This window comes from Pseudonocardia sp. WMMC193 (assembly GCF_021728735.1).
Taxonomy (GTDB): domain Bacteria; phylum Actinomycetota; class Actinomycetes; order Mycobacteriales; family Pseudonocardiaceae; genus Pseudonocardia; species Pseudonocardia oroxyli.
Window position 1 is genome coordinate 5,693,034 of the sequence record NZ_JAKKDO010000003.1, and the last position, 24,567, is coordinate 5,717,600.

The 24,567-nt window shown below is 73.9% G+C and carries 25 protein-coding genes; 16 read left to right on the forward strand and 9 right to left on the reverse strand.

Annotated elements, in window-relative coordinates; all coding sequences use genetic code 11:
* The first annotated feature begins 335 nt into the window (after positions 1–335).
* Positions 336–818 (forward strand): hypothetical protein, encoded by a 483-nt coding sequence (locus L3X23_RS29190; RefSeq protein WP_237196212.1) that lies wholly within the window; start codon positions 336–338, stop codon positions 816–818.
* A gap of 106 nt (positions 819–924) precedes the next feature.
* Here L3X23_RS29190 and groL read toward each other — a convergent pair whose 3' ends face one another.
* The gene (groL, locus tag L3X23_RS29195) at positions 925–2,553 is read right to left on the reverse strand and encodes a chaperonin GroEL (protein WP_093076292.1); all 1,629 of its coding nucleotides are present in this window, start codon (positions 2,551–2,553) and stop codon (positions 925–927) included.
* A gap of 187 nt (positions 2,554–2,740) precedes the next feature.
* Here groL and glp point away from each other — a divergent pair, with 187 nt between their 5' ends.
* The 4 genes from glp (at position 2,741) to L3X23_RS29215 (ending at position 8,442) form a co-directional block, all read left to right on the forward strand.
* Positions 2,741–3,961 carry a gephyrin-like molybdotransferase Glp gene (glp, locus tag L3X23_RS29200; RefSeq protein WP_237196213.1) on the forward strand — a complete coding sequence of 407 codons (1,221 nt, stop codon included), beginning with the start codon at positions 2,741–2,743 and terminating at the stop codon, positions 3,959–3,961.
* Positions 3,962–4,375: 414 nt separating this feature from the next.
* Positions 4,376–5,077: a phosphatidylserine decarboxylase gene (locus L3X23_RS29205; protein WP_237196215.1), complete on the forward strand. Its 702-nt coding sequence runs from the start codon at positions 4,376–4,378 to the stop codon at positions 5,075–5,077.
* On the forward strand, positions 5,074–6,096 hold the full coding sequence (locus L3X23_RS29210) for a phosphatidylcholine/phosphatidylserine synthase (RefSeq protein ID WP_237196217.1): 1,023 nt from the start codon (positions 5,074–5,076) through the stop codon (positions 6,094–6,096). Before L3X23_RS29205 ends, L3X23_RS29210 begins: the two co-directional genes overlap by 4 nt.
* Positions 6,097–6,162: 66 nt before the next feature.
* Positions 6,163–8,442, forward strand: a complete 2,280-nt coding sequence (locus L3X23_RS29215; protein ID WP_237196219.1) for an AAA family ATPase — start codon at positions 6,163–6,165, stop codon at positions 8,440–8,442.
* A gap of 90 nt (positions 8,443–8,532) precedes the next feature.
* On the opposite strand, the gene L3X23_RS29220 is transcribed toward L3X23_RS29215, so the two are convergent.
* Both L3X23_RS29220 and L3X23_RS29225 read right to left on the reverse strand, forming a co-directional pair.
* Positions 8,533–9,117 carry a LytR C-terminal domain-containing protein gene (locus tag L3X23_RS29220; RefSeq protein WP_237196221.1) on the reverse strand — a complete coding sequence of 195 codons (585 nt, stop codon included), beginning with the start codon at positions 9,115–9,117 and terminating at the stop codon, positions 8,533–8,535.
* 19 nt (positions 9,118–9,136) lie between these two features.
* Positions 9,137–9,445 (reverse strand): DUF3263 domain-containing protein, encoded by a 309-nt coding sequence (locus L3X23_RS29225; RefSeq protein WP_093076306.1) that lies wholly within the window; start codon positions 9,443–9,445, stop codon positions 9,137–9,139.
* 139 nt (positions 9,446–9,584) lie between these two features.
* Between L3X23_RS29225 and L3X23_RS29230 the strand changes: the two genes are divergently transcribed.
* Positions 9,585–10,160 (forward strand): peptide deformylase, encoded by a 576-nt coding sequence (locus tag L3X23_RS29230; RefSeq protein ID WP_237196223.1) that lies wholly within the window; start codon positions 9,585–9,587, stop codon positions 10,158–10,160.
* An 80-nt stretch (positions 10,161–10,240) separates the two neighbouring features.
* Complete coding sequence (locus L3X23_RS29235; RefSeq protein WP_237196225.1) at positions 10,241–11,125, forward strand: S1C family serine protease; 885 nt, start codon at positions 10,241–10,243, stop codon at positions 11,123–11,125.
* Here the strand turns inward: L3X23_RS29235 and L3X23_RS29240 are convergent.
* Together L3X23_RS29240 and L3X23_RS36380 are read right to left on the reverse strand one after the other, a co-directional pair.
* Positions 11,122–11,757 carry a response regulator transcription factor gene (locus L3X23_RS29240; RefSeq protein WP_093076313.1) on the reverse strand — a complete coding sequence of 212 codons (636 nt, stop codon included), beginning with the start codon at positions 11,755–11,757 and terminating at the stop codon, positions 11,122–11,124. The two genes, L3X23_RS29235 and L3X23_RS29240, sit on opposite strands and share 4 nt — an antisense overlap.
* On the reverse strand, positions 11,754–12,881 hold the full coding sequence (locus L3X23_RS36380) for a histidine kinase (RefSeq protein WP_308116959.1): 1,128 nt from the start codon (positions 12,879–12,881) through the stop codon (positions 11,754–11,756). The genes L3X23_RS29240 and L3X23_RS36380 overlap by 4 nt, the downstream gene beginning before the upstream one ends.
* 110 nt (positions 12,882–12,991) lie before the next feature.
* Between L3X23_RS36380 and L3X23_RS29255 the strand changes: the two genes are divergently transcribed.
* The 3 genes from L3X23_RS29255 to L3X23_RS29265 are packed head-to-tail and all read left to right on the forward strand — an operon-like array spanning position 12,992 to position 15,890.
* On the forward strand, positions 12,992–13,249 hold the full coding sequence (locus L3X23_RS29255) for a hypothetical protein (protein ID WP_093076320.1): 258 nt from the start codon (positions 12,992–12,994) through the stop codon (positions 13,247–13,249).
* Positions 13,243–13,959, forward strand: coding sequence for an ABC transporter ATP-binding protein (locus tag L3X23_RS29260; RefSeq protein ID WP_237196227.1), 717 nt, complete (start codon positions 13,243–13,245; stop codon positions 13,957–13,959). The genes L3X23_RS29255 and L3X23_RS29260 overlap by 7 nt, the downstream gene beginning before the upstream one ends.
* On the forward strand, positions 13,956–15,890 hold the full coding sequence (locus L3X23_RS29265; protein ID WP_237196229.1) for an FtsX-like permease family protein: 1,935 nt from the start codon (positions 13,956–13,958) through the stop codon (positions 15,888–15,890). The genes L3X23_RS29260 and L3X23_RS29265 overlap by 4 nt, the downstream gene beginning before the upstream one ends.
* A gap of 57 nt (positions 15,891–15,947) precedes the next feature.
* On the opposite strand, the gene L3X23_RS29270 is transcribed toward L3X23_RS29265, so the two are convergent.
* Positions 15,948–16,382, reverse strand: coding sequence for a nitroreductase family deazaflavin-dependent oxidoreductase (locus L3X23_RS29270; RefSeq protein ID WP_093077357.1), 435 nt, complete (start codon positions 16,380–16,382; stop codon positions 15,948–15,950).
* A 161-nt stretch (positions 16,383–16,543) separates the two neighbouring features.
* Here L3X23_RS29270 and thiD point away from each other — a divergent pair, with 161 nt between their 5' ends.
* The 4 genes from thiD to L3X23_RS29290 all read left to right on the forward strand — a co-directional run bounded on the left by thiD (position 16,544) and on the right by L3X23_RS29290 (position 21,168).
* Positions 16,544–17,404 carry a bifunctional hydroxymethylpyrimidine kinase/phosphomethylpyrimidine kinase gene (gene thiD, locus L3X23_RS29275; RefSeq protein WP_237196232.1) on the forward strand — a complete coding sequence of 287 codons (861 nt, stop codon included), beginning with the start codon at positions 16,544–16,546 and terminating at the stop codon, positions 17,402–17,404.
* 163 nt (positions 17,405–17,567) lie between these two features.
* On the forward strand, positions 17,568–19,823 hold the full coding sequence (locus tag L3X23_RS29280) for a xanthine dehydrogenase family protein molybdopterin-binding subunit (protein WP_237196234.1): 2,256 nt from the start codon (positions 17,568–17,570) through the stop codon (positions 19,821–19,823).
* Complete coding sequence (locus L3X23_RS29285; protein ID WP_093076335.1) at positions 19,820–20,344, forward strand: (2Fe-2S)-binding protein; 525 nt, start codon at positions 19,820–19,822, stop codon at positions 20,342–20,344. Before L3X23_RS29280 ends, L3X23_RS29285 begins: the two co-directional genes overlap by 4 nt.
* Positions 20,341–21,168 (forward strand): xanthine dehydrogenase family protein subunit M, encoded by an 828-nt coding sequence (locus tag L3X23_RS29290; protein WP_237196236.1) that lies wholly within the window; start codon positions 20,341–20,343, stop codon positions 21,166–21,168. The genes L3X23_RS29285 and L3X23_RS29290 overlap by 4 nt, the downstream gene beginning before the upstream one ends.
* A 54-nt stretch (positions 21,169–21,222) precedes the next feature.
* Here L3X23_RS29290 and mftM read toward each other — a convergent pair whose 3' ends face one another.
* The gene (gene mftM / locus L3X23_RS29295) at positions 21,223–21,921 is read right to left on the reverse strand and encodes a mycofactocin oligosaccharide methyltransferase MftM (RefSeq protein WP_237196238.1); all 699 of its coding nucleotides are present in this window, start codon (positions 21,919–21,921) and stop codon (positions 21,223–21,225) included.
* 112 nt (positions 21,922–22,033) lie between these two features.
* A complete protein-coding gene (locus L3X23_RS29300; RefSeq protein ID WP_237196240.1) occupies positions 22,034–22,555 on the reverse strand; it encodes an ester cyclase in 522 nt (173 codons plus the stop codon).
* Positions 22,556–22,634: 79 nt separating this feature from the next.
* Here L3X23_RS29300 and L3X23_RS29305 point away from each other — a divergent pair, with 79 nt between their 5' ends.
* The gene (locus L3X23_RS29305; protein WP_237196241.1) at positions 22,635–23,252 is read left to right on the forward strand and encodes a TetR/AcrR family transcriptional regulator; all 618 of its coding nucleotides are present in this window, start codon (positions 22,635–22,637) and stop codon (positions 23,250–23,252) included.
* Positions 23,253–23,339: 87 nt separating this feature from the next.
* Here L3X23_RS29305 and L3X23_RS29310 read toward each other — a convergent pair whose 3' ends face one another.
* Positions 23,340–23,573, reverse strand: coding sequence for a helix-turn-helix domain-containing protein (locus tag L3X23_RS29310; protein WP_237196243.1), 234 nt, complete (start codon positions 23,571–23,573; stop codon positions 23,340–23,342).
* Here L3X23_RS29310 and L3X23_RS29315 point away from each other — a divergent pair.
* Positions 23,572–24,534: a zinc-binding alcohol dehydrogenase family protein gene (locus tag L3X23_RS29315; RefSeq protein WP_237196245.1), complete on the forward strand. Its 963-nt coding sequence runs from the start codon at positions 23,572–23,574 to the stop codon at positions 24,532–24,534. The two genes, L3X23_RS29310 and L3X23_RS29315, sit on opposite strands and share 2 nt — an antisense overlap.
* The last annotated feature ends 33 nt before the right edge of the window (positions 24,535–24,567 follow it).

A 24,567-nucleotide genomic window follows, 5' to 3' on the forward strand; every position in this document is an offset into this window, starting at 1 on the left:
TCGGGGTGCCGCAGCGGTACGACCGCGCGAGTGTCACAGGAGCGCACTCGGTGCGACGCTCCCGTCACGCTCGGAACGATGATGGGGGATCTGCGGAGCGCTCATCGCGGCGAGTGTCACGAGAGCGCTCGCGTGACGACCACCGCGTGACGAGCACGCGTGACGACCACCGCGTGACGACCACCGCGTGACGACCACCGCGTGACGACCACCGCGTGACGACCACCGCGTGAGAACCCACCGCGTCACGCTCACCGCGAACCGGCGGGGTGGCCACCGGGCGGGGTGGTGCTGGCACCCCTGTGCGCTGAGCTGCGGGTTCCTAGGTTCGTGGCATGACCACGACACCGCACCACGAGCCCGCCGCGCTGCGGTTCGAGCCGCCCGCAGGTCTGCTGCCGAGCAATCCCGGGGTGATCCCGGCACCCCGCGAGCCCTGGACGCCCGCGGGTGTGCCGCAGTTCCCCGCGGTGCGGTCGTGGGAGGTGGAGCAGCCCTTCCTCCACTTCCCGACCGTGCCCCGGCGCCGGGCGCCGCAGCCGGGTGGAGTGCTCGCGGTCCGGGTCGTCGGGCTGACGGTGACCGCGCTGTGCGCGTTGTGGCCCGCGTTCTTCGCGCTGATGTTCATCGCCTTCGGGCTCGGGCTCGGCGACCTCGGCGCGGTGCTCATGGGCGGGATGGTCGCGGTGTTCGCGCTCGGCTGGCCGCTCGCCGTCTGGTTCGCGACCACGCGGGCCCAGCACGTCTGGCCGGTGCTCCTGACCCTCGTCCCGACGTTCCTGACGGTCCTGTTCAGCGCCTACGTGTTCCTGTTCTGACCGTGCGACCGGCACGGCGTCGGACACACGAAAGGGGCGGCGGGCCGAAGCCCGCCGCCCCTTCACGCAGGACGGATCAGAGGATGCCTCGTGATGCAGGCTTCTCTCAGAAGTCCATGCCGCCCATGCCACCGGTCGGGTCGCCGACCGGAGCGGCGTTCTTCTCCGGCTTGTCGGCGATGACCGCCTCGGTGGTCAGGAACAGCGCCGCGATGGACGCCGCGTTCTGCAGCGCCGAGCGGGTGACCTTGGCCGGGTCGATGATGCCGGCCTTGACCAGGTCCTTGTACTCGCCCGTGGCGGCGTCCAGGCCCTCGCCCGAGGGGAGGTTCCGAACCTTCTCCGCCACGACGCCGCCCTCGAGGCCGGCGTTGACCGCGATCTGCTTGAGCGGAGCCTCGAGCGCGACCCGGACGATGTTCGCCCCGGTCGCCTCGTCGCCGTCCAGGCCGAGGCCCTCGAACAGGCCGGCACCGGCCTGGATGAGCGCGACGCCGCCACCGGCGACGATGCCCTCCTCGACGGCCGCCTTCGCGTTGCGGACGGCGTCCTCGATGCGGTGCTTGCGCTCCTTGAGCTCGACCTCGGTCGCGGCACCAGCCTTGATCACCGCAACACCGCCGGCCAGCTTGGCCAGGCGCTCCTGCAGCTTCTCGCGGTCGTAGTCCGAGTCCGTGCGGTCGATCTCGGCGCGGATCTGGTTGACGCGACCGGCGATCTGGTCCGCGTCGCCCGCACCGTCGACGATGGTCGTCTCGTCCTTGGTGACGACGACCTTGCGGGCGGTGCCCAGCAGCGACAGGTCGGCGGTGTCCAGCTTGAGGCCGACCTTCTCCGAGATGACCTCGCCACCGGTGAGGATGCCCATGTCGGTGAGCATGGCCTCGCGGCGGTCACCGAAGCCCGGCGCCTTGATGGCGACGGACTTGAAGGTGCCACGGATCTTGTTGACGACGAGCGTGGCCAGGGCCTCGCCCTCGACGTCCTCCGCGATGATCGCGAGCGGCTTGCCCGACTGCATGACCTTCTCCAGCAGCGGGAGCAGGTCCTTGACCGTCGAGATCTTGGACGAGACGAGGAGGATGTAGGGGTCCTCGAGCTCGACCTCCATGCGCTCCGCGTCGGTCACGAAGTACGGGGAGATGTAGCCCTTGTCGAAGCGCATGCCCTCGGTGAGCTCGAGCTCCAGACCGAAGGTCTGGCTCTCCTCGACCGTGATCACGCCTTCCTTGCCGACCTTGTCCATCGCCTCGGCGATGAGCTCGCCGATCTGCGGGTCGGCGGCGGAGATGGAGGCCGTGGCAGCGATCTGCTCCTTGGTCTCGATCTCCTTGGCGGACTTGAGCAGCGCCTGCGAGACGGCCTCGACGGCCTTCTCGATGCCGCGCTTGAGGCCCATCGGGTTGGCGCCGGCGGCCACGTTGCGCAGGCCCTCGCGGACCAGCGCCTGGGCCAGGACGGTCGCGGTGGTGGTGCCGTCACCCGCGATGTCGTCCGTCTTCTTGGCGACTTCCTTGACGAGCTCGGCCCCGATCTTCTCCCACGGGTCCTCGAGCTCGATCTCCTTGGCGATCGACACACCATCGTTCGTGATGGTGGGTGCGCCCCACTTCTTCTCCAGGACGACGTTGCGGCCGCGCGGGCCGAGCGTCACCTTGACAGCGTCGGCGAGGGTGTTCATGCCGCGCTCGAGCCCGCGGCGCGCCTCCTCGTCGAAAGCGATCTGCTTCGCCATGGGGGTGTGGTCCTCCGATTGGGAAAACTCGTCTGTCCGAGCACGGCGCCCGCGACGGACGACCGGCAACCCTGCGCCGGTCTCACCGGGGCTCGAACTGGCACTCGGGCAAGCCGAGTGCCAAGCCCCGTTTTAGCACTCGGGGTAGGCGAGTGCAACCGAACGCGCGCTCGGGCAGGATGGGCCCGTGCGCACCGTGGAGGAGCATCGGGCCGTCGTGGCCGCGCTGCTCGGGCCGACCGACGTCGTCGAGCTGCCGCTGGCCGAGGCCAGGGGGAAGGTGCTGGCCGAGGCCGTCACGGCCGCGATCGCGCTGCCGCCGTTCGACAACTCGGCGATGGACGGGTACGCCGTGCGCGCCGCCGAGCTGGCGGGGGCGTCGGAGGACTCCCCGGTGACGCTGCCGGTGGCCACCGACATCCCCGCGGGCCGCACGGACGTGCCGGACCTGGCGCCGGGCACGGTCGCGCGCATCATGACCGGCGCGCCGATGCCCGTGGGGGCGGACGCCGTGGTGCCCGTCGAGCTGACGGACGGCGGCACCGAGACCGTGGCCGTGCGGCTGGCCCCCGAGGTGGGGCGGCACGTCCGCAGCATCGGGGAGGACGTCCACGCCGGGGCCGAGGTGCTCCCGGCGGGCACCGTCCTCGGGGCCGCGCAGATCGGGGTGGCCGCCGCCGTGGGTCGGGCGACCCTGCCGGTGCGCCGCCCGCCGCACGTCCTCGTGCTGTCCACCGGCTCCGAGCTGGTGGCGCCGGGCGAGCCGCTGCAGCCCGGCCAGATCTACGAGTCGAACGGCGCGATGCTCGCCGCCGCCGTGCGGGACGCCGGGGCCGCGGCCGAGCAGCTCCGTTTCGTCCCGGACGATGTCGCGGAGTTCCGCAAGGTCCTCGGCGAGCGGATCGTCGAGGGGGTGGACCTCGTGGTCACCTCCGGCGGGGTCTCCGCGGGGGCCTACGAGGTGGTCAAGGACGCGCTCACCGGGCACGGCGTGGAGTTCGTCAAGGTCGGCATGCAGCCGGGCGGGCCGCAGGGCGCCGGCATCGTCGAGTTCGGCGAGGTCGCCTGCCCCGTCGTGACGCTGCCCGGCAACCCGGTGAGCTCTCAGGTGTCCTTCGAGGTGTTCGTCCGTCCGGTCCTGCGCCGCGCCATGGGGCACCCCTACCCCGATCGGCCCATCGTGACCGCCCGTTCGCGGGACGCGCTGACCTCTCCCGTCGGCAGGCGGCAGTTCCGACGCGGGTCGCTCGACGCCGTCGACGGCACGGTCGGCGAGATCGGCTCCCCCGCTTCGCACATGCTCGCCGCGCTGGCCAGGGCGGACTGCTTGTTCGTCGTGCCCGAGGCGGCGGAGCGGGTCGAGGTGGGCGACGAGCTCGACGTGTGGTTGCTGGATCCGCCCCTTTAGGGGTTGCTGAGGGGCCCTGTCACTCGAAAAGTGGTACGGGTCACATGCCGAGGGTGCAACACTTTGGGCCTTCTCGACGTCTTATCCAGTGAGCGTTCGGCCGATCGGTGCAGATCATCGGGTTGGGCCCGGATTGATATGGACGAGTGGTCGATCGCTGGGGATACTTTCGGTACGGGGTGGGTACCCACCCTTCGACGCACAGGACCTACCGCCCGTCGCTGGGGAGCGGACGAGCGGTTCCAAGGCCGGGGTCGCCGTCTCGGGGGATGGCGGCCCCGGCCCTTTGCGTGGGCCGGGCGGACGACCGCCTGCGAGGGCCCCGGTAGCGTGTCGCCATCGCGTCCGACCCGTCCGGCAGCCGCCGGGAACGGGGTCGCCGTCCGGGCGCCGACGAGGAGTGGATCCGCGACCATGGCCGCGACCCCTGCCGGCGAGAACGCCCTGGTGCACGCCGCGACACTCGTCCGCGAGGCCGTGCCGCCGATCCACCCCGGGGGCCGCCCGGTGATCGGTGCCGTCGCCGCCGCGGCGGGGGTCGCCCGGCTGCTGACCGGCCGGGGTACCGGCGTCGGCCTGCTGGCCACCGGGCTCACCGCCCTGTTCTTCCGGGCACCGAAGCGGGTGCCGCCGCCGATCACCGGCGCGGTGTTGGCGCCCGCGGACGGCACGGTCGCGCTGATCGAGGACGTCGTCCCCCCGCCGGAGCTGGATCTGCCCCGCGAGCCCGTCGCCCGCGTCAGCGTCTTCCTCTCGGTGCTGGACGTGCACGTCCAGCGCATCCCGGTGCACGGGCGCGTCCGGTCGCTGCAGTACGTGCCCGGCGTCTTCCTCTCCGCGGACCTGGACAAGGCCAGCACGGACAACGAGCGCAACGCGATGGTCCTGGAGACCCGGACCGGCCACGCCCTCGGGATCGTGCAGATCGCCGGGCTGCTGGCGCGCCGGATCGTCTGCTCCGTGGCGGCGGGGGACGAGGTCGCCGCGGGCGAGACCTACGGCCTGATCCGCTTCGGGTCGCGGGTGGACACCTACCTGCCCCCGGGGGTCCGACCGCAGGTGGCGGTGGGCCAACGCACGATCGGCGGGGAGACCCCCCTGGCGGTCCTCGCGTGAACCCGTACCAGGCGGGCATCCGGCTGCTGCCCAACGCGGTCACGGTCCTCGCCCTGTGCCTCGGCCTCTCCGCGGTCAACTTCGCCCTCGCCGGCCGGTTCGAGCTCTGCATCGCCGCCGCCTTCGGCGCCGCCCTGTGCGACGCGCTCGACGGCGGGCTGGCGCGCCTGCTCGACGCCTCGTCGAAGATCGGCCAGGAGCTGGACTCGCTGTCCGACCTGGTCTCCTTCGGGGTGGCGCCCGCGCTCGTCCTCTACATCTGGGCGCTGCAGGGGACCCGGCTCGGCTGGGTCGTCGCGCTGATCTTCGCGGTCTGCATGGCGCTGCGTCTGGCCCGCTTCAACACCCTGATCGACGACGGCGACCAGCCGCCGTTCGCCAAGGAGTTCTTCGTCGGCGTGCCCGCGCCCGCCGCCGCGCTCACCGCGGGCCTGCCGCTGTACCTCTACCTGCACTTCGGCGCGGGCTGGTGGTCCGCCCCGCTCGCGGTCGGGATCTGGGCCCTCTTCACCGCGGCGCTCATGGTCAGCCGCATCCCCACCCTCTCGCTGAAGACGGCGCGGGTGCGGCCGCAGTGGATCGCGCCGCTGCTGGTGCTGGTCGGCGCCGCGGCCGCGATCCTGCTGACCGCGCCCTTCCTCGGCATGGCGATCATCGCCGTCGGGTACCTGCTGCTCATCCCGTACACCGTCTACCGGTGGGTCTGGCTGTCCCGGCACCCCGAGGCGTGGGGCGTGCCGGTTCGCGAGCGGCGGGCCGTCGCCCGCGCCGCCCGGTCCGCGCGCAGGCTCGGGCTGCGGCCGCCGCTGCGCCGCCGCGTCGCGGGCCGGGCGAGTGCCGTGGCCCGGGGCATGGCCGGGATGGGTCGCAGGCGCACCGACGACGGGGCGGGCCTCGGCCACGGCCCCGCCCGCCCCGCCCGGTCACTCGGGGCCCTGGGGCAGAGCCGCAGGCTGCCCAGCAACAACCGCCGTCGCATCACCGCCCCCCTCAGCCGCCTGGGCCTGCGCCGCCGCTGACCCGCAGACACGCGAGTCGGACATCTCGGTCCGTGTGGTGGGGCGCCGCGCCGATACGGTGGGCGGGTGCCAGTGATCACCTTGGTCGCCCGCCTCGCCACCTCCGCCACCGATGCGCGCCGGGGGGTGGTCCGCCTGCATCCCGAGGTGCTCGACGCCCTGCACCTGCGCAGCTGGGACGCCGTGACCGTGACCGGGAGTCGGGCGACCAGTGCGCTGGCGGTCGCCGGTGATCCCGCGGGGGCGCCCGGCCAGGCCCTGCTCGACGACGTCACGCTGTCCAACTGCGGCCTCAAGGACGGGGCGGAGGTCGTGGTCTCCCCGGTGTCGGTGCAGCCCGCGCGACGGATCGTCGTGGCCGGGTCGGCGCTGGCCCGCGGCACCGTCAGCCCCGCGACGGCCCGGCTCGCGCTGCTCGGCAAGGTGCTGACCGCGGGGGACGCGGTGTCGTTGCTGCCCCAGGACATCGCACCGCCGCCCGGCGCGGACGTCCCCGCGGCCCGCCGCGCCCTGTCGACGGCGATCGGCGGCGCCTGGACGAGCGAGCTGGTCACCGTGGCGCGGGTCGAGCCCGCGGGGCCGGTGGTGGTGCACCCCACCACGGTCGTCGGGTGGCTGAACGGGCCGACGACGGCGGATACGCCGATCCGCGCGACGGCGACTGCGGGCGTCGCCGACACCCGGGCGCCGGCTCGGACGGCCGACCGGACCCCGGCAGGCACGGTCGGCACGGTCGGCCTCACCGCTCCCGCGGCCGCGGACGAGCCGCCGCTCCCGATCGACGCCCTGATCGGCCACACCGCTCCGGCGAAGCGCCTGGTGGAGTGGCTGGAGCTGACGTTCTCCCGCCCCGAGCTGCTGGTCCGCCTCGGCGGGTCCCCGCGGCTCGGTGTGCTGGTGACCGGGCCCGAGGGCGTCGGGAAGGCGACGCTGGTGCGCAGCGTCGCCGCCGCCGTCGAGGCGCGGTGCGTGGAGCTGCCGGGGCCGGCGGCCGCGGCGCTGGAGCCCGCGTCCGCCGCCGCGCGGGTGCAGGAGGCGTTGACCGCGGCCCGCGACCAGGCCGCCGCGGGCCGTCCGACGGTCCTGCTGGTCACGGACGTCGACGCGTTGCTGCCCGCCGCCTCCCCGCCCCCGCTCGCCACGCTCGTCCTGGACTCGCTGAAGGAGGCCGTGGGGACCCCGAACCTGGCGCTGGTGGCGACGACGGCCGAGCCCGAGGCCGTCGACCCGCGGCTGCGGGCGCCGGATCTGGCGGACCGCGAGCTGAGCCTGGGGTTGCCCGACCAGGCCGTCCGGGCCGACCTGCTGCGCAGGCTGTTCACCGAGGTCCCGGTAGCCGAGGACGTCGAGCTGGGGGAGATCGCCACCCGCACGCCGGGGTTCGTCGTGGCCGACCTGGCCGCGGTGCGCCGCGAGGCCGCGGTGCACGCCGCGCTTCGCGGCCACGAGGACCCGAAGATCGAGATGGCGGACCTGCTGAACGCCGTGGGGTCGGTGCGGCCGATCTCCATGTCGTCGTCGGACACGCTGCAGACCGGTGGCCTCACCCTCGACCAGGTCGGCGACATGACGGAGGTCAAGCAGGCGCTGACCGAGGCGGTGCTGTGGCCGCTGCGCTACCCGGACTCGTTCGCCCGCCTCGGCGTCGACGCCCCGCGCGGGGTGCTGCTCTACGGGCCGCCCGGTGGCGGCAAGACCTTCCTGCTCCGCGCGCTGGCGGGGTCCGGGCAGCTGAACGTGTTCGCGGTGAAGGGCGCCGAACTGCTCGACAAGTACGTCGGGGAGTCCGAGCGGGCCGTGCGCGAGCTGTTCCGCAAGGCCGCGGACGCCGCGCCGGCGCTGGTCTTCCTCGACGAGGTGGACGCGCTGGCTCCGCGGCGGGGCGGGTCCACGGACTCCGGGGTGGCGGACCGGGTGGTGGCCGCGCTGCTGACCGAGCTGGACGGCGCGACCCCGCTGCGGGACGTCGTCGTCGTGGGGGCGACGAACCGGCCCGAGCTGATCGATCCCGCGCTGCTGCGGCCCGGGCGGCTGGAGCGGCTGGTGTTCGTGCCGCCGCCGGACGCGCAGGCGCGGGCGGACATCCTGCGGGCGTCGGGCCGGAACACCCCGCTGGCGGACGACGTCGATCTCGACGCGCTCGCCGCCGACCTGGAGGGCTACTCGGCGGCCGACTGTGCCGCGATCCTCCGCGAGGCCGCGCTGACCGCGATGCGGGAGTCCCTCGACGCCACCGAGGTCACCGCCGCCCACCTGGCGAAGGCCCGCCGCAACGTCCCACCGAGCCTGGACCCCGTCCAGGTCGCCGAGCTGGAGGCGTACGCGGCCCGCCGCAGCACCGACTGAGCATTGTGGAGCCACAACCGTCGTGTCCGGGTCTCGACACGACAGTCGTGGCTCCACACTGCGGGCGCCGTCGCTGGGGAGCGGAAGTCGTCAGGCGCCCTTGAAGTCTCGCGTCACGATCACGATCAGGCCGGGGCTGGCGTCCTGGATGCCTTCGAACCGCGGCTCGACGCGCAGGCCGTACTCGTCCGCCAGGCGCTGGGCCGAGGCCTGCTCACCGGTGCCGGGACGGAAGTAGACCGTGCTGGTCGGGATGATGCCGTCCGGGTAGTTCGTGGACTCCGCGACGGTCCAGCCGCCGCGCTGGAAGTCCGCCGCGGCCGTGGCGGCCAGCCCGGAGATGGTGCTGTTGTTGTAGACGCGCAGCGGCATCGTCGGGGCGACGGCGGCACCGGCACCCGCACCGGAGGCCTCCGCGACGGGCGGCGCCACGGGGGCGGGGGTCGGCGTGGGGGCGACGGTGGTGGGCTCGGCCGAGAAGGAGGGCAGGGGCACCGCGTTGGTGTCCGGTGTCGCCGGCGCCACGGACGCGGTCGGGGCCGCCGCCTCGTCGCCGCCGGAGGAGGAGCCGCCGGTGCCCAGCGAGACCAGCCCGATCACCGCGGCGATGACGCCGACGCCGACCAGCGCGATCCCGCCGACCTTGGCGGTCGACATCCCGTTCGGTGCGGTCACGGCCTACCTCCCAGACGGGTCACCAGGGCTCCATGCCGAGCCTGCGCGCGGCACGCGTGCGCTGCCTGCTCGCCCGCAGCCTGCGCAGGCGCTTGACCAGCAGCGGGTCGGCGGCGAGGGCCTCGGGGGTGTCGACCAGGGCGTTGAGCACCTGGTAGTAGCGCGTGGCGGACATGTCGAACAGCTCGCGGATCGCCTGTTCCTTGGCGCCCTGGTACTTCCACCACTGGCCCTCGAAGGCCAGGATCTCCCGCTCGCGGCGATCCAGCTCCCGGGCGGGCCTGCCCGTGGGACCGTCCGTCCCGCGGGGTTCGGTGGCGGACTCCATCACGCTCCTGCCGACGCTCCATGCCGAATGACACGGCTGTCATTCGCGGGCGCCATTCAACCACGGGGGTTCGACGCGAACGGCGCGGACGCGCCACCCGTGGGCGTGAATCCGGGATCGAGACATTATCGTCACCCGGGTGGCCGTCCGTCCCATCGTCATCATCGGCGATCCCGTCCTGCACACCCCCACCCGCCCCGTCGAGTCCTATGACGACGAACTGGCCGCGCTGGTCGCCGACATGTTCGACACGATGGCCGCGGCGCACGGCGTCGGCCTCGCCGCGAACCAGATCGGCGTGGACCGCCGCGTGTTCGTCTTCGACTGCCCCGACGAGCTGACCCGCACGAACCGGCGCGGGGTCGTGTGCAACCCGGTGCTGTCGACCTCGGAGCGGCCGGACGGGATGATGCCGGACCCGGAGGACGACGAGGAGGGCTGCCTGTCCGTCCCCGGCGAGCAGTTCCCGACGGGCCGGGCGGACTGGGCGAAGGTCACCGGCACCGACGAGAAGGGCGTCCCGGTCGAGATCGAGGGCCGCGGCTTCTTCGCGCGGTGCCTGCAGCACGAGACCGACCATCTGGACGGCACGATCTACGTCGACCGCCTCGTGGGGCGCTACGGCCGCCAGGCGAAGAAGGCCCTGCGCAAGCGCGGCTTCGGTGCCCCCGGGCAGTCCTGGGACCCGGCCCGCGTCGAGGCCGAAGACGTCTGAACCGGACGTCTGACCCCGGCGGGAACAGGGCGCCCGCACCGTGCGTTCGTCGAATGCAACGGTGTAATCACGGAGGCGTCATGGATTCCTACTCGCAGACGGTCTCCGCCGTCGCCGCGGAGCTGACCGCCAAGGTCGCCGCCGTCCGGTTCGGCCGGGGCTCGGGGTCCGCGGTGGTCGTCTCCCGCACCGAGCTCGTCACGAACGCGCACGTCGTGGGCCGCTCGCGCACCGGCCGGGCGGACTTCGCGGACGGCTCGCAGGTGGGTGTGCGGGTCGCGGGCGCCGACCCGCTGTCCGACCTCGCCCTGCTGCGCACCGACGAGCCGCTGCCCGAGCCGGTCCGGCTCGGGAACGCCGACGATCTCGTCGTCGGGCAGCTGGTGGTCGCGGTGGGCAACCCGCTGGGCCTGGCCGGATCGGTGACCGCCGGGGTGGTCAGCGCGCTCGGGCGCGCCCTGCCCACCCGGGACGGCTCGGCGGGCCGGGTGGTCGAGGACGTCATCCAGACCGACGCGGCGCTGAACCCCGGCAACTCCGGCGGCGCGCTCGCGGACTCCGAGGGCCGGGTCGTCGGGATCAACACGGCGGTGGCGGGGACCGGCCTGGGCCTCGCCGTCCCGGTCAACGCCACGACCCGGCGGATCGTGGACGCCCTGCGTGCGGACGGCCGCGTCCGCCGCGCCTACCTGGGCGTGGTCGGCGTGCCCGCGCCGGTGCCCGAGGGCCGCCACGGCAGGCGCCACGGGATGCGGCTGGCCGAGGTGATCGCCGGGAGCCCCGCGGACCGGGCGGGGCTGCGCCGCGGTGACCTGGTGCTCGACGTCGGGCGGCGCCCGGTGGAGGACGCCCAGGGCATCCAGCGGCAGCTCTTCGGCGAGGCGATCGGCGTCCCGCTCCCGGTCACGGTGCTGCGCAACGGGGCGATGGTCGACGTGGTCGCGGTGCCGTCGGAGCTCTCCTAGGTCACGAGCTGGTGTTCCCAGGCCCAGGCCGCGATCTCGACGCGGTTGCGGGCGTCGAGCTTGGCCTGCACGTTCGCGAGGTGGGTCTTGACGGTGGAGAGTGAGACGAACAGCTCCGCGGCGATCTCGTTGTTGGTCCGCCCTCGCGCCACGGCCCGCACCACGTCGAGCTCCCGCGGGGAGAGCGGTTCCGGGAGCCGGGGCGCGGCGACCGGTTCGGTGAGCCGCTCCAGCAGCCGGACGGTGATCGACGGGGAGACCAGCGCGTCACCCGCCGCGGCGGCCCGCACGGCCTCCACCAGCAGTCGGGGGCCTGCGTCCTTGAGCAGGAAGCCGCAGGCCCCGGCGCGCAGGGCGCCGTAGACGTACTCGTCGAGATCGAACGTGGTCACCACGACGACCCGCGGTGGCGTCGGATCCGCCGTCAGTGCCCGGGTGGCCTCCAGCCCGTCGAGCTCCGGCATGCGGATGTCCATCAGCACGACGTCCGGGCGCAGCTCCCGCGCCCGCGTGACGGCCTCGACCCCGGTCCCGGCCTCGCCGACGACCTCGATGCCGGGTTCGGCGGACAGGATGAGCCGGAAGCCGGTGCGCACCATCTCCTGGTCGTCCGCCAGCAGGACGGTGGTCATCGCAGCGGCACCCGGGCGTCGACCGCCCAGGTCCCCGGTCCCGCCGGGCCCGCGGTCAGGGCCCCGTTCAGGGCCGCCACCCGCTCGGCCATGCCGGTGATCCCGAACCCGCCGCCGCCCTCGCGCCGCGCCCTGACTCCGTCGTTGCGCACCGCCACCCGCAGCTCCTCCGCACCGATCCCGATCTCCACCTCGACGGCGGTCGCCTCGGGGGCGTGCCGCCGCACGTTGGTCAGAGCCTCCTGCACCACCCGGAACCCGGTCGCGGCGACCCCCGCCGGGAGCACGGCGTGGGCGAACCCGGGGTCGGCCCGCAGCCGGACGAGCTCGCCGGACGGGTCGAAGCGCGCGATCAGGTCCGGGATCTCGCCCAGCTCCGCGCCGAGCGTGCGGGTGGCCTCCTCCCCGCCGCGGAGCACACCCACCATCTGCCGCATCGCGGTCAGCGCGTCGGTGCCCGCCCGCTCGATCGCGGCCAGCGCCCGGTCCACGTCGTCCGGACTGGTCCGCGCGACCACGGACGCGGCCTGCGCGGCCACGACGATCCCCGTGACCTGGTGCGCGACGACGTCGTGCAGCTCCCGGGCGAGCTCCATCCGCTCGGCGGAGCGGGCGTCGGTCAGCGCGGCCCGCCGCCGCGCCGCCGTCTCGCGCCAGACCAGCCCGATCGCGACCGCGCCGCCCCAGCCGAGGGCCGACAGCACGCTGAAGGCGTCCGACGTGCCTGCGACGGGTGTGCGCAGCACCGGCGACAGCACGATCGCGGCCAGCGCGGCGGCGGCCACCCACAGCACCCGGCGGTCGCTCGCGTTCCGCAGCGCCACCACCGTCACCACCGCCAGCGCGAGCTGCTCGGTGAAGGACATCGACGGGGCGCCGAGGGCCACCGACACCACCGAGAACAGCAGCGACGCCGCGAACGCCGGCACGACCACCCGATCGAGGGGCACCCTGCGGCGGCTGAGCACGATCCCCGCCACGACGCAGCCGGCCAGCGTGGTCGCGGCGCCCCGCGGCAGCCCGATCGAGATGGCCGCGACCATGTCGACGGCCAGCCAGAACAGGTAGGCGAGCACCTCGAGAGCCACGCCCGCGTGTCGGGTCAAGCGGAGCGGAGCGGTCACCGGGCCACCTTAGGACGACCGGACGGGGGTCTCGCCTCAGCCGAAAGGACGAGGAGCTCTGGCCGATCTCCCGAGGTGGCGGACCCGCTCGCGGGCGCAGAGTCGGTGCCATGAACACAGCGGGGGAGATCGTGGTGACGGGGGCGTGGGTCCTGGGGGTGCTCACGCTCGTGGTGATGGCCTTCCTGCCGGTGCTGCAGGCCCTGGCGGAGACGGCGGGGCTGCGCGGGGGGAGCGACGACGAGCCCGTCGGACCGGCGTTGGACGCGCGGCCCTACGCCGAGCTCGGGCAGCGGTGGGTGCAGCCCGCCGACGTCGTCACGGTCCCGGCCCAGCGCACCGCGGTCGAGGAGCGCGTCTCGTGCTGAGCGGGCGCGGGGTCACGAAGCGGTTCGGCGCCGTCACGGTCCTGTCCGGTGTGGACGTCTCGGTCGCACCGGGGGAGACCCTGGCGGTGACCGGGCCGTCGGGCTCCGGCAAGTCGACGCTGCTGCACTGCCTGGCAGGCATCCTGCGACCCGACGAGGGCGAGGTCCGGCTCGGCGCCGAGCGGGTCGACTCGCTCTCGGAGGCCCGGCGGACGACGCTGCGCCGGGCCCGCTTCGGGTTCGTGTTCCAGTTCGGGCAGCTGCTGCCCGAGCTGCCCGCGGTCGAGAACGTCGCGCTGCCGCTGATGCTCGCGGGCGTCGGGCGGCGCGAGGCGGTCGCCAAGGCCGCGGCGTGGTTCCCGACCCTGGGGCTCGACGGCCTGCAGGACCGCCGCCCCGGGCAGCTGTCCGGCGGCCAGGAACAGCGGGTCGCGATCGCCCGCGCGCTGGTCGCGGGCCCGGCGGTGGTGTTCGCCGACGAGCCCACCGGCGCCCTCGACTCGACCACGGGCGCCCAGGTCATGGACCTGCTGTGTGGCCTCGCGGTCCGCACGGGCACCGCGCTGGTCGTGGTCACCCACGATCCGGAGGTGGCGGCGCGGTGTCACCGCACCCTCGCCCTGCACGACGGCAGGCCCGTGCCCGCCGAGCCCCTCGTGAGCGGCGATGCACGCCAGAGCGACGATCGCCGCGCACAGGGGGCCTGGTGATCGGGCTGTCGCTGCGCCTGCTGCGGCTCGGGGGTCGGCGGGCGTGGGCGGCCGCGGGGCTGGTGGGCGCGGGCGTGGCGGTGGCGACCGCGCTGCTCATGACGGCCCTGGGCGCCCTGCACGGGCTGGACCAGCGGGAGCTGCGCACCGGCTGGCGCACGCCGGTCGCCGCGCAGGGCGACCCCGTGGCGCAGCTGCGGGTGCGCACCGACCACGCGGCCGGGCTGCCGATCGTGCAGGTCGACCTCGCCACGCTCGACGCGGCGGCCGCGCCCCCGCCCGGGCTGCCGCGGCTGCCCGCGCCGGGCGAGGTGTGGGTGTCCCCCGCGCTGGCCGACCTGCTGCACGCGCTGCCCGCGGATGCGCTGGCGGACCGCTATCCGGGGCCCGTGACCGGCGAGGTGGGCGACGCCGGGCTGCAGCGCCCGGACGAGCTGGTCGCCGTGCTGGGCCGGGCCCCGGACGACCCGGCCTTCACCGCGCCCGGCGACTCCGACGTCCTGCCGGTCGCGGCGTTCGACCGGGTCGAGGCCTCGTCCGACGCCCTGCTGTACCGCAGCCTCACGATCGTCGCCGTGGCGCTCGTCGTGTTCCCGGTGGCGGGCCTGCTCGGAGCCTCCGCCCGGCTCACCGCGACCCGCCGCGCCGACCGCCTGGCCACGCTGCGCCTGCTCGGGGCCTCGACCCGGCAGGTCACGACCGTGGCGGTCGCGGAGACGACGGCTGTCGCGACCGCGGCCGCGGCGGCGGGGGTGGTGCTCGAGTGGGCGTGCGCGCCGCTCCTGGCCCGGATCCCGCTCGCGGGCGGCGGATGGTTCGTTGCGGACCTCCGTCCCTCCTGGACGGTGGCGGTGCTGGTCGTGCTCGGCGTCGGCGCCCTGGCCACGCTGTCGGCGATCGGTGGGCTGCGCCGGGTCGTGGTGTCCCCGCTCGGGGTGGTGCGCAGGCAGGTCCCCCAGCGGGTGCGCTGGATCCGGCTGCTGGGGGTCGCGGCGGCGCTCGTGGTGTTCGCGATCGTCAACGCGGCGCTGCAGACGGTGGACGTCTCCGCGGTCGGTCTGGTGCTCGCGGCGGGGGTGTTGGCGCTGTTCGGGGCGTGCGTGCTGATCGGGCCGCTGGTGGTCCGCGTGGCCGGCGCCTGGCTGGTCCGACGGGACGGCGCGGCGTCGGTGATCGCGGGCCGCAGGCTGCTCGACGATCCCCGGGCGGCCTTCCGGCCCGTCGCCGGACTGACCCTGGCGGTGTTCGTCGCGGGCTTCCTGGCGCCGCTGACCGCGGCCGTCTCCGGTCTGTCCACCGAGGACACGACGACCTTGCACCTGCGCCCGGCGGTGGTGGCGCCGGACCTGCGGGCCCGCGCGGAGCAGGAGCTGGGCGCGGCCGGGATCGCGGCGTTCCTGCCTCCCGGCCCGGCCGACGAGGTGCTCGTCCGGCCCGGGGACCCGGCCGTGGTGGACCGGGCCCGCACGCTGCTGGGCGCGCTCGTCCCGGGCACCCTGGTGCAGACCGAGGCGGACCGGGCGGCGGACCAGGCCGTCCTCGTCGAGGACATGCGTCGCGGCGCGTTCGTGGTGCTGATCGGGACGTTCCTGGTCGCGGCCACCGCGACCGGCACGGCCGCGGCCGCGCGGGTCCTCGACCACCGCCACACGCTGCGGCTGCTGCGGCTCGCGGGCACCCCGGTCCAGGTCCTGGAGTCCGCCCGCGCTCGCGAGACGGCCGCTCCGCTGCTGGTCAACGGGGCCATCGCGCTCGGGCTCGGGTTGTTCTGCGCGTCTCCGTTCGTCGCGGTGAGCGCCGTCGCGGCACCGAGCGGCCTGGTCCTGCTCGGGGTCGTGCTCCTCGCCGGGACCGCCACGGTCGCCGCGGCCACCGCGGCCAGTCGCCCGCTGCTCCGCGCCGTCACGGCCGCGGACGGCTCGCGAGGGTGACGGGAGCGCTCTGGGGAGAGCGCTCCCGTCACCCTGGTCGACTCGGCTCGGCTCGACTCAGCCGACCGGTTCGAGGACGAACACGGGGATCTGCCGGTCGGTCTTGGTCTGGTACTCGGCGTAGGGCGGGTAGGCCTCGACGGCGCGCTCCCACCAGGCGGCGCGCTCGTCACCGGAGACCTCGCGGGCCCGGTAGGTCTTGGTGACCGTGCCGTCCTGCAGCGAGAACTCGGGGTGCGCCAGGATGTTGTGGTACCAGACGGGGTGCTCGGGGGCCCCGCCCTTGGACGCGACGGCCGCGTACGCGCCGTCGTGCTCCACCCGCATCAGCGGGGTGTAGCGCAGCTTGCCGGACTTCGCGCCGCGCAGCGTCAGCAGCACGATCGGCTTCCCGGCCACCTCGATGCCCTCGGTCGTGCCGGTCTCGAGGATCTTCTGGGTCTGTCCTGCGACCCAGCCCTCCGGGCTGAGTTCCACGTTCTCTTCGGCCATGATCCGAGTGAACCCCATCCGCGCGGTCCTCATTCCTCCGGGCGCCGGACGCGGGACTACGGTCGTGGTCGCACCACGCGGGAGCTCGCCGGGCGCGGGCTGAGAGGGCGGACCTCGCCGACCGCAGGAACCAGCCGGGTAATGCCGGTTGAGGAGGACAGATGCCCGAGCCCACCGTCGGCACCACCCCGCCCCGCGTCATGACGATCGCCGGCACCGACTCGGGGGGCGGCGCGGGGATCGCCGCCGACCTGCGGGCCCTCGCCGCGTGCGGGGTGCACGGCTGCCTGGCCGTCTGCGCCGTGACCGTCCAGAACTCCCTCGGCGTGACGGGCGTGCACACGATCCCGGCCGAGACGGTGGCGGCCCAGATCGCGTCCGTGGCGTCGGACATCGGGCTGCAGGCGGCGAAGACGGGCATGCTCGCCACCGCGGAGATCATCCGGGCGGTCGCCGCGGCCTGCGACGAGAACGGGATCGGCGCAGGCCGGGCCACCCCGTTCGTCATCGACCCCGTGGCCGCCTCCATGAACGGCGACCAGCTGCTCGCGGACTCCGCGCTGGACTCCTTCCGGGACGAGCTGTTCCCGCGCGCCACCCTGGTCACCCCCAACCTCGACGAGGTGCGCCTGCTCGTCGACATCGACGTCCACGACCGGGCGGGCCAGTACGCGGCGGCCAAGGCCCTGCACGCCCTGGGGCCGCAGAACGTGCTGGTCAAGGGCGGTCACCTCGCCGAGGACGCGGACGTCTGCGTCGACCTGCTGTTCGACGGCGAGTCGTTCACCGAGCTGCCCGGCCCGCGGTTCGCCACGGGGCACACCCACGGCGGCGGGGACTCCCTGGCGTCGGCGATCTCCGCCGGGCTGGCCCGCGGCCTCGCGGTGCCCGAGGCGGTGGCCTTCGGCAAGCGCTACATCGTCGAGGCGGTGCGGTGGTCCTACCCGCTCGGCGCGGGGCACGGCCCGGTCTCGCCGCTGTGGGCGGTCACTCCGTGGTGGGAGACTGGGCCGATCGAGTGAACGTTCGTTCAAGGCTCAGGAGGTCGCCTCCGCACGTGCGCAGCAAGCGGGCGAAATCCACCGCTCCTGCGGTTCCGTGTTTGCCGGGACGAGGGGCTTAGGGTCGGCTAACCCGCAGGTCATCGCGTTGCGCGCCCCGTGCGCGGGGATAGGGTCGGCCCCGATGAGCATCTTGGGCACGCGCGTTGTCCGTACCGAGGACCCGGTGTTCCTCACACGGGGCGCGACATACACCGACGACCTGACCGACGAGCGGCTCACCGGGGCGCTGCACCTGACCCTGGTCCGCTCCCCGATCGCACACGCGACGATCACCTCGATCGACGTGGACGCGGCGAAGGACGCACCGGGCGTCGTCGCCGTGTTCACCGGCGCCGACTGCGACCTGGCGCCCATGCTGGGCTTCCCGGCCGCGCACAAGGCGATGCTGCGCCCGTTCCTGGCCGTCGACCGGGTGCGCTACGTCGGCGAGGCGGTCGCGGCCGTCCTCACCGAGGAGGCGTACCAGGGCGAGGACGCCGCGGAGCTGGTGGACGTCGACTACGAGCCGCTGGACGTCGTGGTCGACATGAAGGAGGCCCTCAAGGACGAGGTGCTGCTGTTCCCGGAGGCGGGCACGAACCTCGTCTCGGGGATGCACCTGAACAAGGAGGGCAGGCCGGAGGACTTCTTCGCCGACTGCGAGGTCGTGGTCTCGAAGGAGATCGTGAACCAGCGCGTCGCGGCGGCCCCGCTGGAGACCCGCGCCGCCACCGCGTTCTGGGGCGAGGACGGGCGCTGCACCCTGTTCCTCTCCACGCAGAACGCCCAGGCCGCGCGGGACGAGGTCGCGGGCTGGATGGGCATCGAGCCCTCCCAGCTGCACGTGATCCTGCCGGACGTCGGCGGCGGTTTCGGCGCCAAGATCGGCGCGGACCCCGAGTTCGCCCTGGTCGGCTGGCTGTCGAAGAAGGTCGGCCGCCCCGTGCGCTGGAACGAGTCGCGCTCGGAGAACATGACCGGGATGGTCCAGGGCCGCGGCCAGGTGCAGACGATCACCATCGGCGGTGACCGGGACGGCACCGTCAAGGCCTACTCCCTCGAGGTCGTCGCGGACGCGGGCGCCTACCCGCGCCTCGGCGTCGCACTGCCGATGTTCACCCGGATGATGGCGCCGGGCACCTACGACATCCCCAAGGTCTGGTCCACGGCCTCGGTCGTCGCCACGAACACCACCTCCACCGCCGCCTACCGCGGCGCGGGCCGCCCGGAGGCCACCCAGGCCATCGAGCGCGCCATGGACCTGTTCGCGGACGCGATCGACATGGACCCGGCGGAGCTGCGCAAGCGCAACGTCGTCCGGCCCGAGAAGTTCCCCTTCACCACGAAGGGCGGCGCGGAGTACGACACCGGCGAGTACGCCAAGGCCATCGACCTGGCGCTGAAGGCCGCGGACTACGAGGGCCTGCGCGCCGAGCAGAAGCGGCGCCGGGAGGCGGGCGACCCGCTGCAGCTGGGCATCGGCGTCTCGTCGTACGTCGAGATCACCGGCGGCGGCGCGTTCGTCGAGAACGCCACCGTGCAGGTGCACGAGGACGGCACCCTCACGGTCCTGACCGGCACCTCGCCGCACGGGCAGGGCCACGCCACGGCGTGGGCGATGCTGGCGAGCGAGCAGCTCGGCATCGACATCGACAAGATCACCGTGAAGCACGGCGACACGGACCTGATCCCCAAGGGCGCGGGCACCATGGGCTCGCGGAGCCTGCAGACCGGCGGCATCGCGGTGCACAACGCCGCGGTGGACCTCGTCGAGCTCGCCAAGCAGCGGGCCGCGGACGTGCTCGAGGCGAACGTCGAGGACCTCGTCGTGGCCGACGGGTCGGTGCAGGTCAAGGGCACCGGGGCGGCGGTCTCGCTGGCCGAGCTCGCGGGCCGGGAGGAGCTCAAGGCCTTCCACGAGTGGGACGCCCAGAAGCCGACCTTCCCGTTCGGGGCGCACGTCGCCCTGGTCGAGGTGGACGTCGAGTCGGGCAAGGCCACCGTCGAGCGGATCTGGGCCGTGGACGACGCGGGTCCGATCCTCAACCCGCTGATCTTCGACGGCCAGCGGCACGGCGGCATCGCCCAGGGCATCGCGCAGGCGATGCTCGAGGAGGTGATGTGGGACGAGGAGGGTCAGCCCCTCACCGGCACCTTCGCCGACTACGGCATCCCGTCGGCGGCGGAGCTCCCCAGCTTCGACCTGGTCACCATGGAGACGCCGACGACCATCAACACGCTCGGCTACAAGGGCATCGGCGAGGCCGGGACCATCGGCTCCTGCCCGGCGGTGCACAACGCGGTGATCGACGCGGTGTCGCACCTCGGCGTCGAGCACATCGACATGCCGCTGACCCCCATGCGGGTCTGGGCGGCGATTTCGGAGGCGGCCAAGTGAAGGTCGACATCACGGTCAACGGCGAGCCCACCAGCGCGGACGTCGAGCCCCGGACCCTGTTGGCGCACTACCTGCGAGACACCGTGGGTCTCAAGGCGACCAACATCGGGTGTGACACCACGTCCTGCGGGGCGTGCACGGTCCTCGTCGACGGCGAGTCCGTGAAGTCCTGCACCGTCCTCGCGGTCCAGGTGGACGAGCAGTCCGTCCAGACCATGGAGGACCTCGGGATCGAGCACAAGGTCACCGCGGCGTTCCGGCAGGAGCACGGCCTGCAGTGCGGGTTCTGCACCCCGGGCATGGTGATGGCGGCGGTCTCGCTCATCGAGGAGAACCCCGACCTCACCGAGAAGGACGTCCGGGAGGGGCTCGAGGGCAACATCTGTCGGTGTACGGGCTACCACAACATCGTGCGGGCCGTGCTCGTCGCGGCGGGCAAGGACCCCGACGCCGCGCAAGCCGCGGGTGCGGACGACAAGACGGTCGCCCCCGGCTTCTCCGCCGGGGAGGGCGCGAAGTGATCCCCGTCGGCTTCGACTACGAGCGTCCGCAGACCGTGGACGCCGCGATCGCCCTGCTCGCCGAGCACGGCGACGGTGCCACCGTCCTCGCGGGCGGGCACTCGCTGCTCCCGGTGATGAAGCTGCGGCTGGCCGCGCCCGAGATCGTGATCGACATCGGGCGGCTCGCCGAGCTGAACTACATCCGGGTGGACGGCGACGAGGTCGCCATCGGTGCCGCCACGCGGTACCGGGACCTCGTGATCTCGGACGTCCTGGCCGCCGAGTGCGCCCTGCTGCCCGCGGTGGCGCGCACGGTGGGCGACCCCCAGGTCCGCCACCGCGGGACCCTCGGCGGCGCCATCGCGCACGCGGACCCGGCGGGCGACCTGCCCGCCGCCGTCCTCGCGCTCGACGGCACCGTCGTCCTCCGCAGCCCCCGCGGTGAGCGGAAGGTCCCGATCACCGAGTTCTACACCGGGGTGTTCAGCTCGGTGAAGGAGCCGGACGAGCTCGTCGTCGAGATCCGGGTGCCGCGTACCGGCGCCACGGGTTGGGCGTACGAGAAGTTCACCCGCCGCAGCAACGACTGGGCGATCGTGGCCGTCGCCGTGGCGACCATGCCGGACGGGGCCAGGCACCTCGGCCTGGTCAACATGGGCGGCACGCCGCTGCGGGCGTCCGCGACCGAGGCCGCGCTGGCCGAGGGCAAGTCGATCGAGGAGGCCGCCGCGTTGGCCGCCGAGGGCACCGAGCCCCCGACGGACAGCCACGGCACCCCCGAGTACCGCAACCACCTGGTGACGGTGCTGGCCAAGCGGGCGCTGAAGACCGCCTCCGCCTGACCCGACGAACGGCGCGTTCGCTCACACCTCGTGAGCGAGCGCGCCGTTCGCTCTTCAGCGGTCGACGACCAACCACCCGCCGTGGTGCTCGGACACGGTGAAGGGGAGCCCGGTCTCCTCACAGAGGGCGCGCAGACCGTCCACGTCGAAGGTCGTGACGTGGCCCCAGGTCTCGTTCGGCGTCTCCTCGAACGGCACGGCCAGGACCACGCGCCGCCGCGCCAGCCGGATCGCCTCGGCGAGCACGACCTTGCCGTCCTCGGCGGGCAGGTGCTCGATCAGGTGCACGGCGAGCACGGTGTCCACGGCGCCGTCGGGCAGCGGGACCGCGCGGGCGTCGGTGAGCAGGGTCTCGACGTCCAGCCCGAGTCGCGGGGCGAGGCGCCCCAGCAGGTCCACGGTGCCGGGGGCGAGGTCGCCCGCGATCACCCGGTGACCCGCGGCGGCCAGGCGCAGGGAGAGGAACCCGAAGCAGCAGCCCAGCTCCAGGACCTCGCCGACCGCCAGCTGCGCCGCCCGTTCGTGCACGGGCTTGATCTCGGCGTTCGTCCCGCCGGGCGCGGGCTCGCCGTGCAGTGCGGCCAGGGTGTTGCGGTAGAAGGCGAGCCACGCCTCGTCGGGATCGGCCGCCGCCGCGGTGACGATCGCGACGAACGCCTCCTCGAAGCGCTCCGGCCCCAGGATCCCGGGCACCACCAGCGTGCGGTCCAGCCATCCGGCCAGGTCGTTGTCCAGCTGTCCGAGCCCGATCATCGCAGCCCCCTCCGTCGCCCCCGACGCTAGGCACGCGCGACCCGGCGTGGGTGCGATCCCGTCCGCCGGGCCCCGCGGAACCGTCCGACCGGAGGGGGCGGCGCGCCGCCGATCAGCCGGGGTGCGCGCGACGGGCGCGTCGGGTGGCGATCGCGCTGCGCACCAGGAACATCGGTGACGGCGGGATCCAGCCGAGCTGCAGGCCCAGGCCCTGGTCGTCACGGATCGCCCAGTGCTCGGTGACCCTGCCCTCGTGCACCCGCTGGAAGTGGGCCTGTCGCACCTCGAACCGCTTCCCGGTCGGGGCGAACGCCCGTTCCACGGCGCCGTCCGCGGTGTAGACGACGAAGGGCCCGGTCTGCCTGCCGGACATGCGGCACCCGACGACGGTGAGGTCCCCGTCCGCGACGGTGTCGTCGACGGTGAACGCCAGGTCGGAGAAGGCCCGCCGCAGCCACTCCCCGGAGGCGAAGAAGGCCTCGGGCCCGGTGCCCCGGGTGTCCGGTGGCTCCGCGACGGACTCGCGGTTCACCGCACCGGGCGCGACGACCTCCCGGAGCTCGTCGAGCGTGCCGCCGCCGACGAGGTGGACAGCGCGCACCGCGACGTCGATGGACGTGGTCGTGCCGGTCATGGGCGCTCCGATTTCGATACAGCGTGCTGTAGTAATCGGGGACGGTACGCTGTATCGAACTCGGGGGGAAGGCTCGGCGGTGGGGTACGACAACAGCGGCCGGGCGGCCGCGGCGAAGGCCAACCGCGCCCGGGTGCTCGCCGCGGCCCGGGCCTCCTTCCTGGAGGGGGGATGGGCGGGCACCACCATCCGCGGCGTCGCCGAGGCGGCCGGGGTGTCGCAGGAGACCGTCTACAAGACGTTCGGGACCAAGGCCGCGCTGCTCAAGGCGGTGCACGACGTCGCCATGGCCGGAGACGACGAGCCGGTCTCCGTGGCCGATCGCCCGGCGGCGCAGCGGGTCCGCGCCGCGACGAACCCCGAGGAGGGGGCCGCGGCCTACGCCGCGATGGCCCGGGAGATCTCCGAACGGGCGGGGCCCCTGATGCGCGTCATGCTCGCCTCCCGCGGCGGCGACGCCGATCTGGAGGCGTACGCGGCGACGCTGGACGAACAGCGGCTGATCGGCACGACGATCCACATCGGACACTGGGTCGAGCGCGGCTGGCTGCGGACGGACCCGACCCACGCCCGGGACGTCGTCTGGATGCTGATCTCCCCGGCCGTGCACGAGATGACCGTCGCCCGGGGCTGGAGCGGGGACGACTACGAGTCCTGGCTCACCGAGACGCTCCGTGCCCTGATCCTGCGCCCCTGACGTCCTGCGCCCCTGACGCATTGTGGAGCCACAATGAGTCAGGGGCTCGGGACGACGGTTGTGGCTCCACACTGCCGCGACGTGGGATCAGGGGAACCGCTCGATGTTCGCCTCGACCCACGTGCGCAGCGCCTCGAGCGGGCCGTTCGCGTCCCGTCCGAGCTCGGTGAGCGCGTACTCGACGCGCAGCGGGATCTCGGGGAACACGGTGCGCTCGACCAGGCCGTGCTCGGCGAGCCTGCGCAGCACCGCCGTCAGCACCTTCGGGCTGATCCCCTCCAGGCGGGTGCGCACCTCGCCCGCTGCATACCGTGGCGCCATGACCACCCGCACCACCGCCGTCGACGCGCACACCTTCACCGAGATCGACCTCGACGTCCCCGACCCGGACCCGCACGATCTCCTCGTCGAGGTCAGAGCCGTGTCCGTGAACCCGGTCGACCACAAGGTCCGCGCCGGCCTGACCGGCCCGCGGGTGCTCGGCTTCGACGCGGCGGGCGTGGTGCGCGCCGTCGGGCCGGAGGTCACCGCGTACGCCCCCGGGGACGAGGTCTTCTACGCGGGCACCATCGACCGGCCCGGCAGCAACGCGGGCCTGCAGCTGGTGGACGAGCACGTCGTCGGGCGCAAGCCGCGCTCCCTCGACTGGGCGGAGGCCGCGGCGCTGCCGCTCACCACGATCACCGCGTGGGAGACCCTGTTCGACGCGCTGCGCCTGGGCCCCGAGAGCACCGGCAGGCTGTTGGTCGTCTCCGCCGCCGGTGGCGTCGGGGGGATGGTGACCCAGCTCGCGAAGACCCTCACCGGCGTCGAGGTGATCGGCACCGCGTCCCGCCCGGAGTCCGCCGCCTTCGCCCGGAGCATGGGCGCGGACCACATCGCCGACCACCACGAGCTCGTGGCGAGCGTGCGGTCCGTCGCCCCGGACGTCCAGTTCGTCTTCTCCCCGGTCTCCGGGCGGAACGTCGAGGCCTACGCCGAGCTCCTCACCCCGCGCGGCGAGATCGTCGCCATCGACGAGCCGCCGGGCATGGACCTGGTGCCGCTCAAGACCAAGAGCCTCACGTGGCACTGGGAGCTGATGTTCACCCGGCCCCTGTTCCAGCCCACGGACGCGACCCAGCGGGAGCTGCTGAACCGCGTCGCCGAGCTGGTCGACGAGGGCCGCCTGCGCACCACCCTGACCCAGACGTACACGGGCCTGACCGGTGACAACCTGCGCAAGGCGCACGAGCAGCTGGAGTCCGGCCGCACGATCGGCAAGATCGCCCTGACCCTCTGACGCACTATGGAACCATAACGCGCGAAATCAGCC

Bases quoted from the DNA above. Each gene is read 5' to 3' on its own strand.
- L3X23_RS29190 (WP_237196212.1), top strand. From the start codon at position 336: ATGACCACGACACCGCACCACGAGCCCGCCGCGCTGCGGTTCGAGCCG.
- groL (WP_093076292.1), bottom strand. From the start codon at position 2,553: ATGGCGAAGCAGATCGCTTTCGACGAGGAGGCGCGCCGCGGGCTCGAG.
- L3X23_RS29205 (WP_237196215.1), top strand. From the start codon at position 4,376: ATGGCCGCGACCCCTGCCGGCGAGAACGCCCTGGTGCACGCCGCGACA.
- L3X23_RS29225 (WP_093076306.1), bottom strand. From the start codon at position 9,445: ATGGAGTCCGCCACCGAACCCCGCGGGACGGACGGTCCCACGGGCAGG.
- L3X23_RS29235 (WP_237196225.1), top strand. From the start codon at position 10,241: ATGGATTCCTACTCGCAGACGGTCTCCGCCGTCGCCGCGGAGCTGACC.
- L3X23_RS29240 (WP_093076313.1), bottom strand. From the start codon at position 11,757: ATGACCACCGTCCTGCTGGCGGACGACCAGGAGATGGTGCGCACCGGC.
- L3X23_RS29255 (WP_093076320.1), top strand. From the start codon at position 12,992: ATGAACACAGCGGGGGAGATCGTGGTGACGGGGGCGTGGGTCCTGGGG.
- L3X23_RS29270 (WP_093077357.1), bottom strand. From the start codon at position 16,382: ATGGCCGAAGAGAACGTGGAACTCAGCCCGGAGGGCTGGGTCGCAGGA.
- thiD (WP_237196232.1), top strand. From the start codon at position 16,544: ATGCCCGAGCCCACCGTCGGCACCACCCCGCCCCGCGTCATGACGATC.
- L3X23_RS29280 (WP_237196234.1), top strand. From the start codon at position 17,568: ATGAGCATCTTGGGCACGCGCGTTGTCCGTACCGAGGACCCGGTGTTC.
- mftM (WP_237196238.1), bottom strand. From the start codon at position 21,921: ATGATCGGGCTCGGACAGCTGGACAACGACCTGGCCGGATGGCTGGAC.
- L3X23_RS29300 (WP_237196240.1), bottom strand. From the start codon at position 22,555: ATGACCGGCACGACCACGTCCATCGACGTCGCGGTGCGCGCTGTCCAC.
- L3X23_RS29315 (WP_237196245.1), top strand. From the start codon at position 23,572: ATGACCACCCGCACCACCGCCGTCGACGCGCACACCTTCACCGAGATC.
- L3X23_RS29310 (WP_237196243.1), bottom strand. From the start codon at position 23,573: ATGGCGCCACGGTATGCAGCGGGCGAGGTGCGCACCCGCCTGGAGGGG.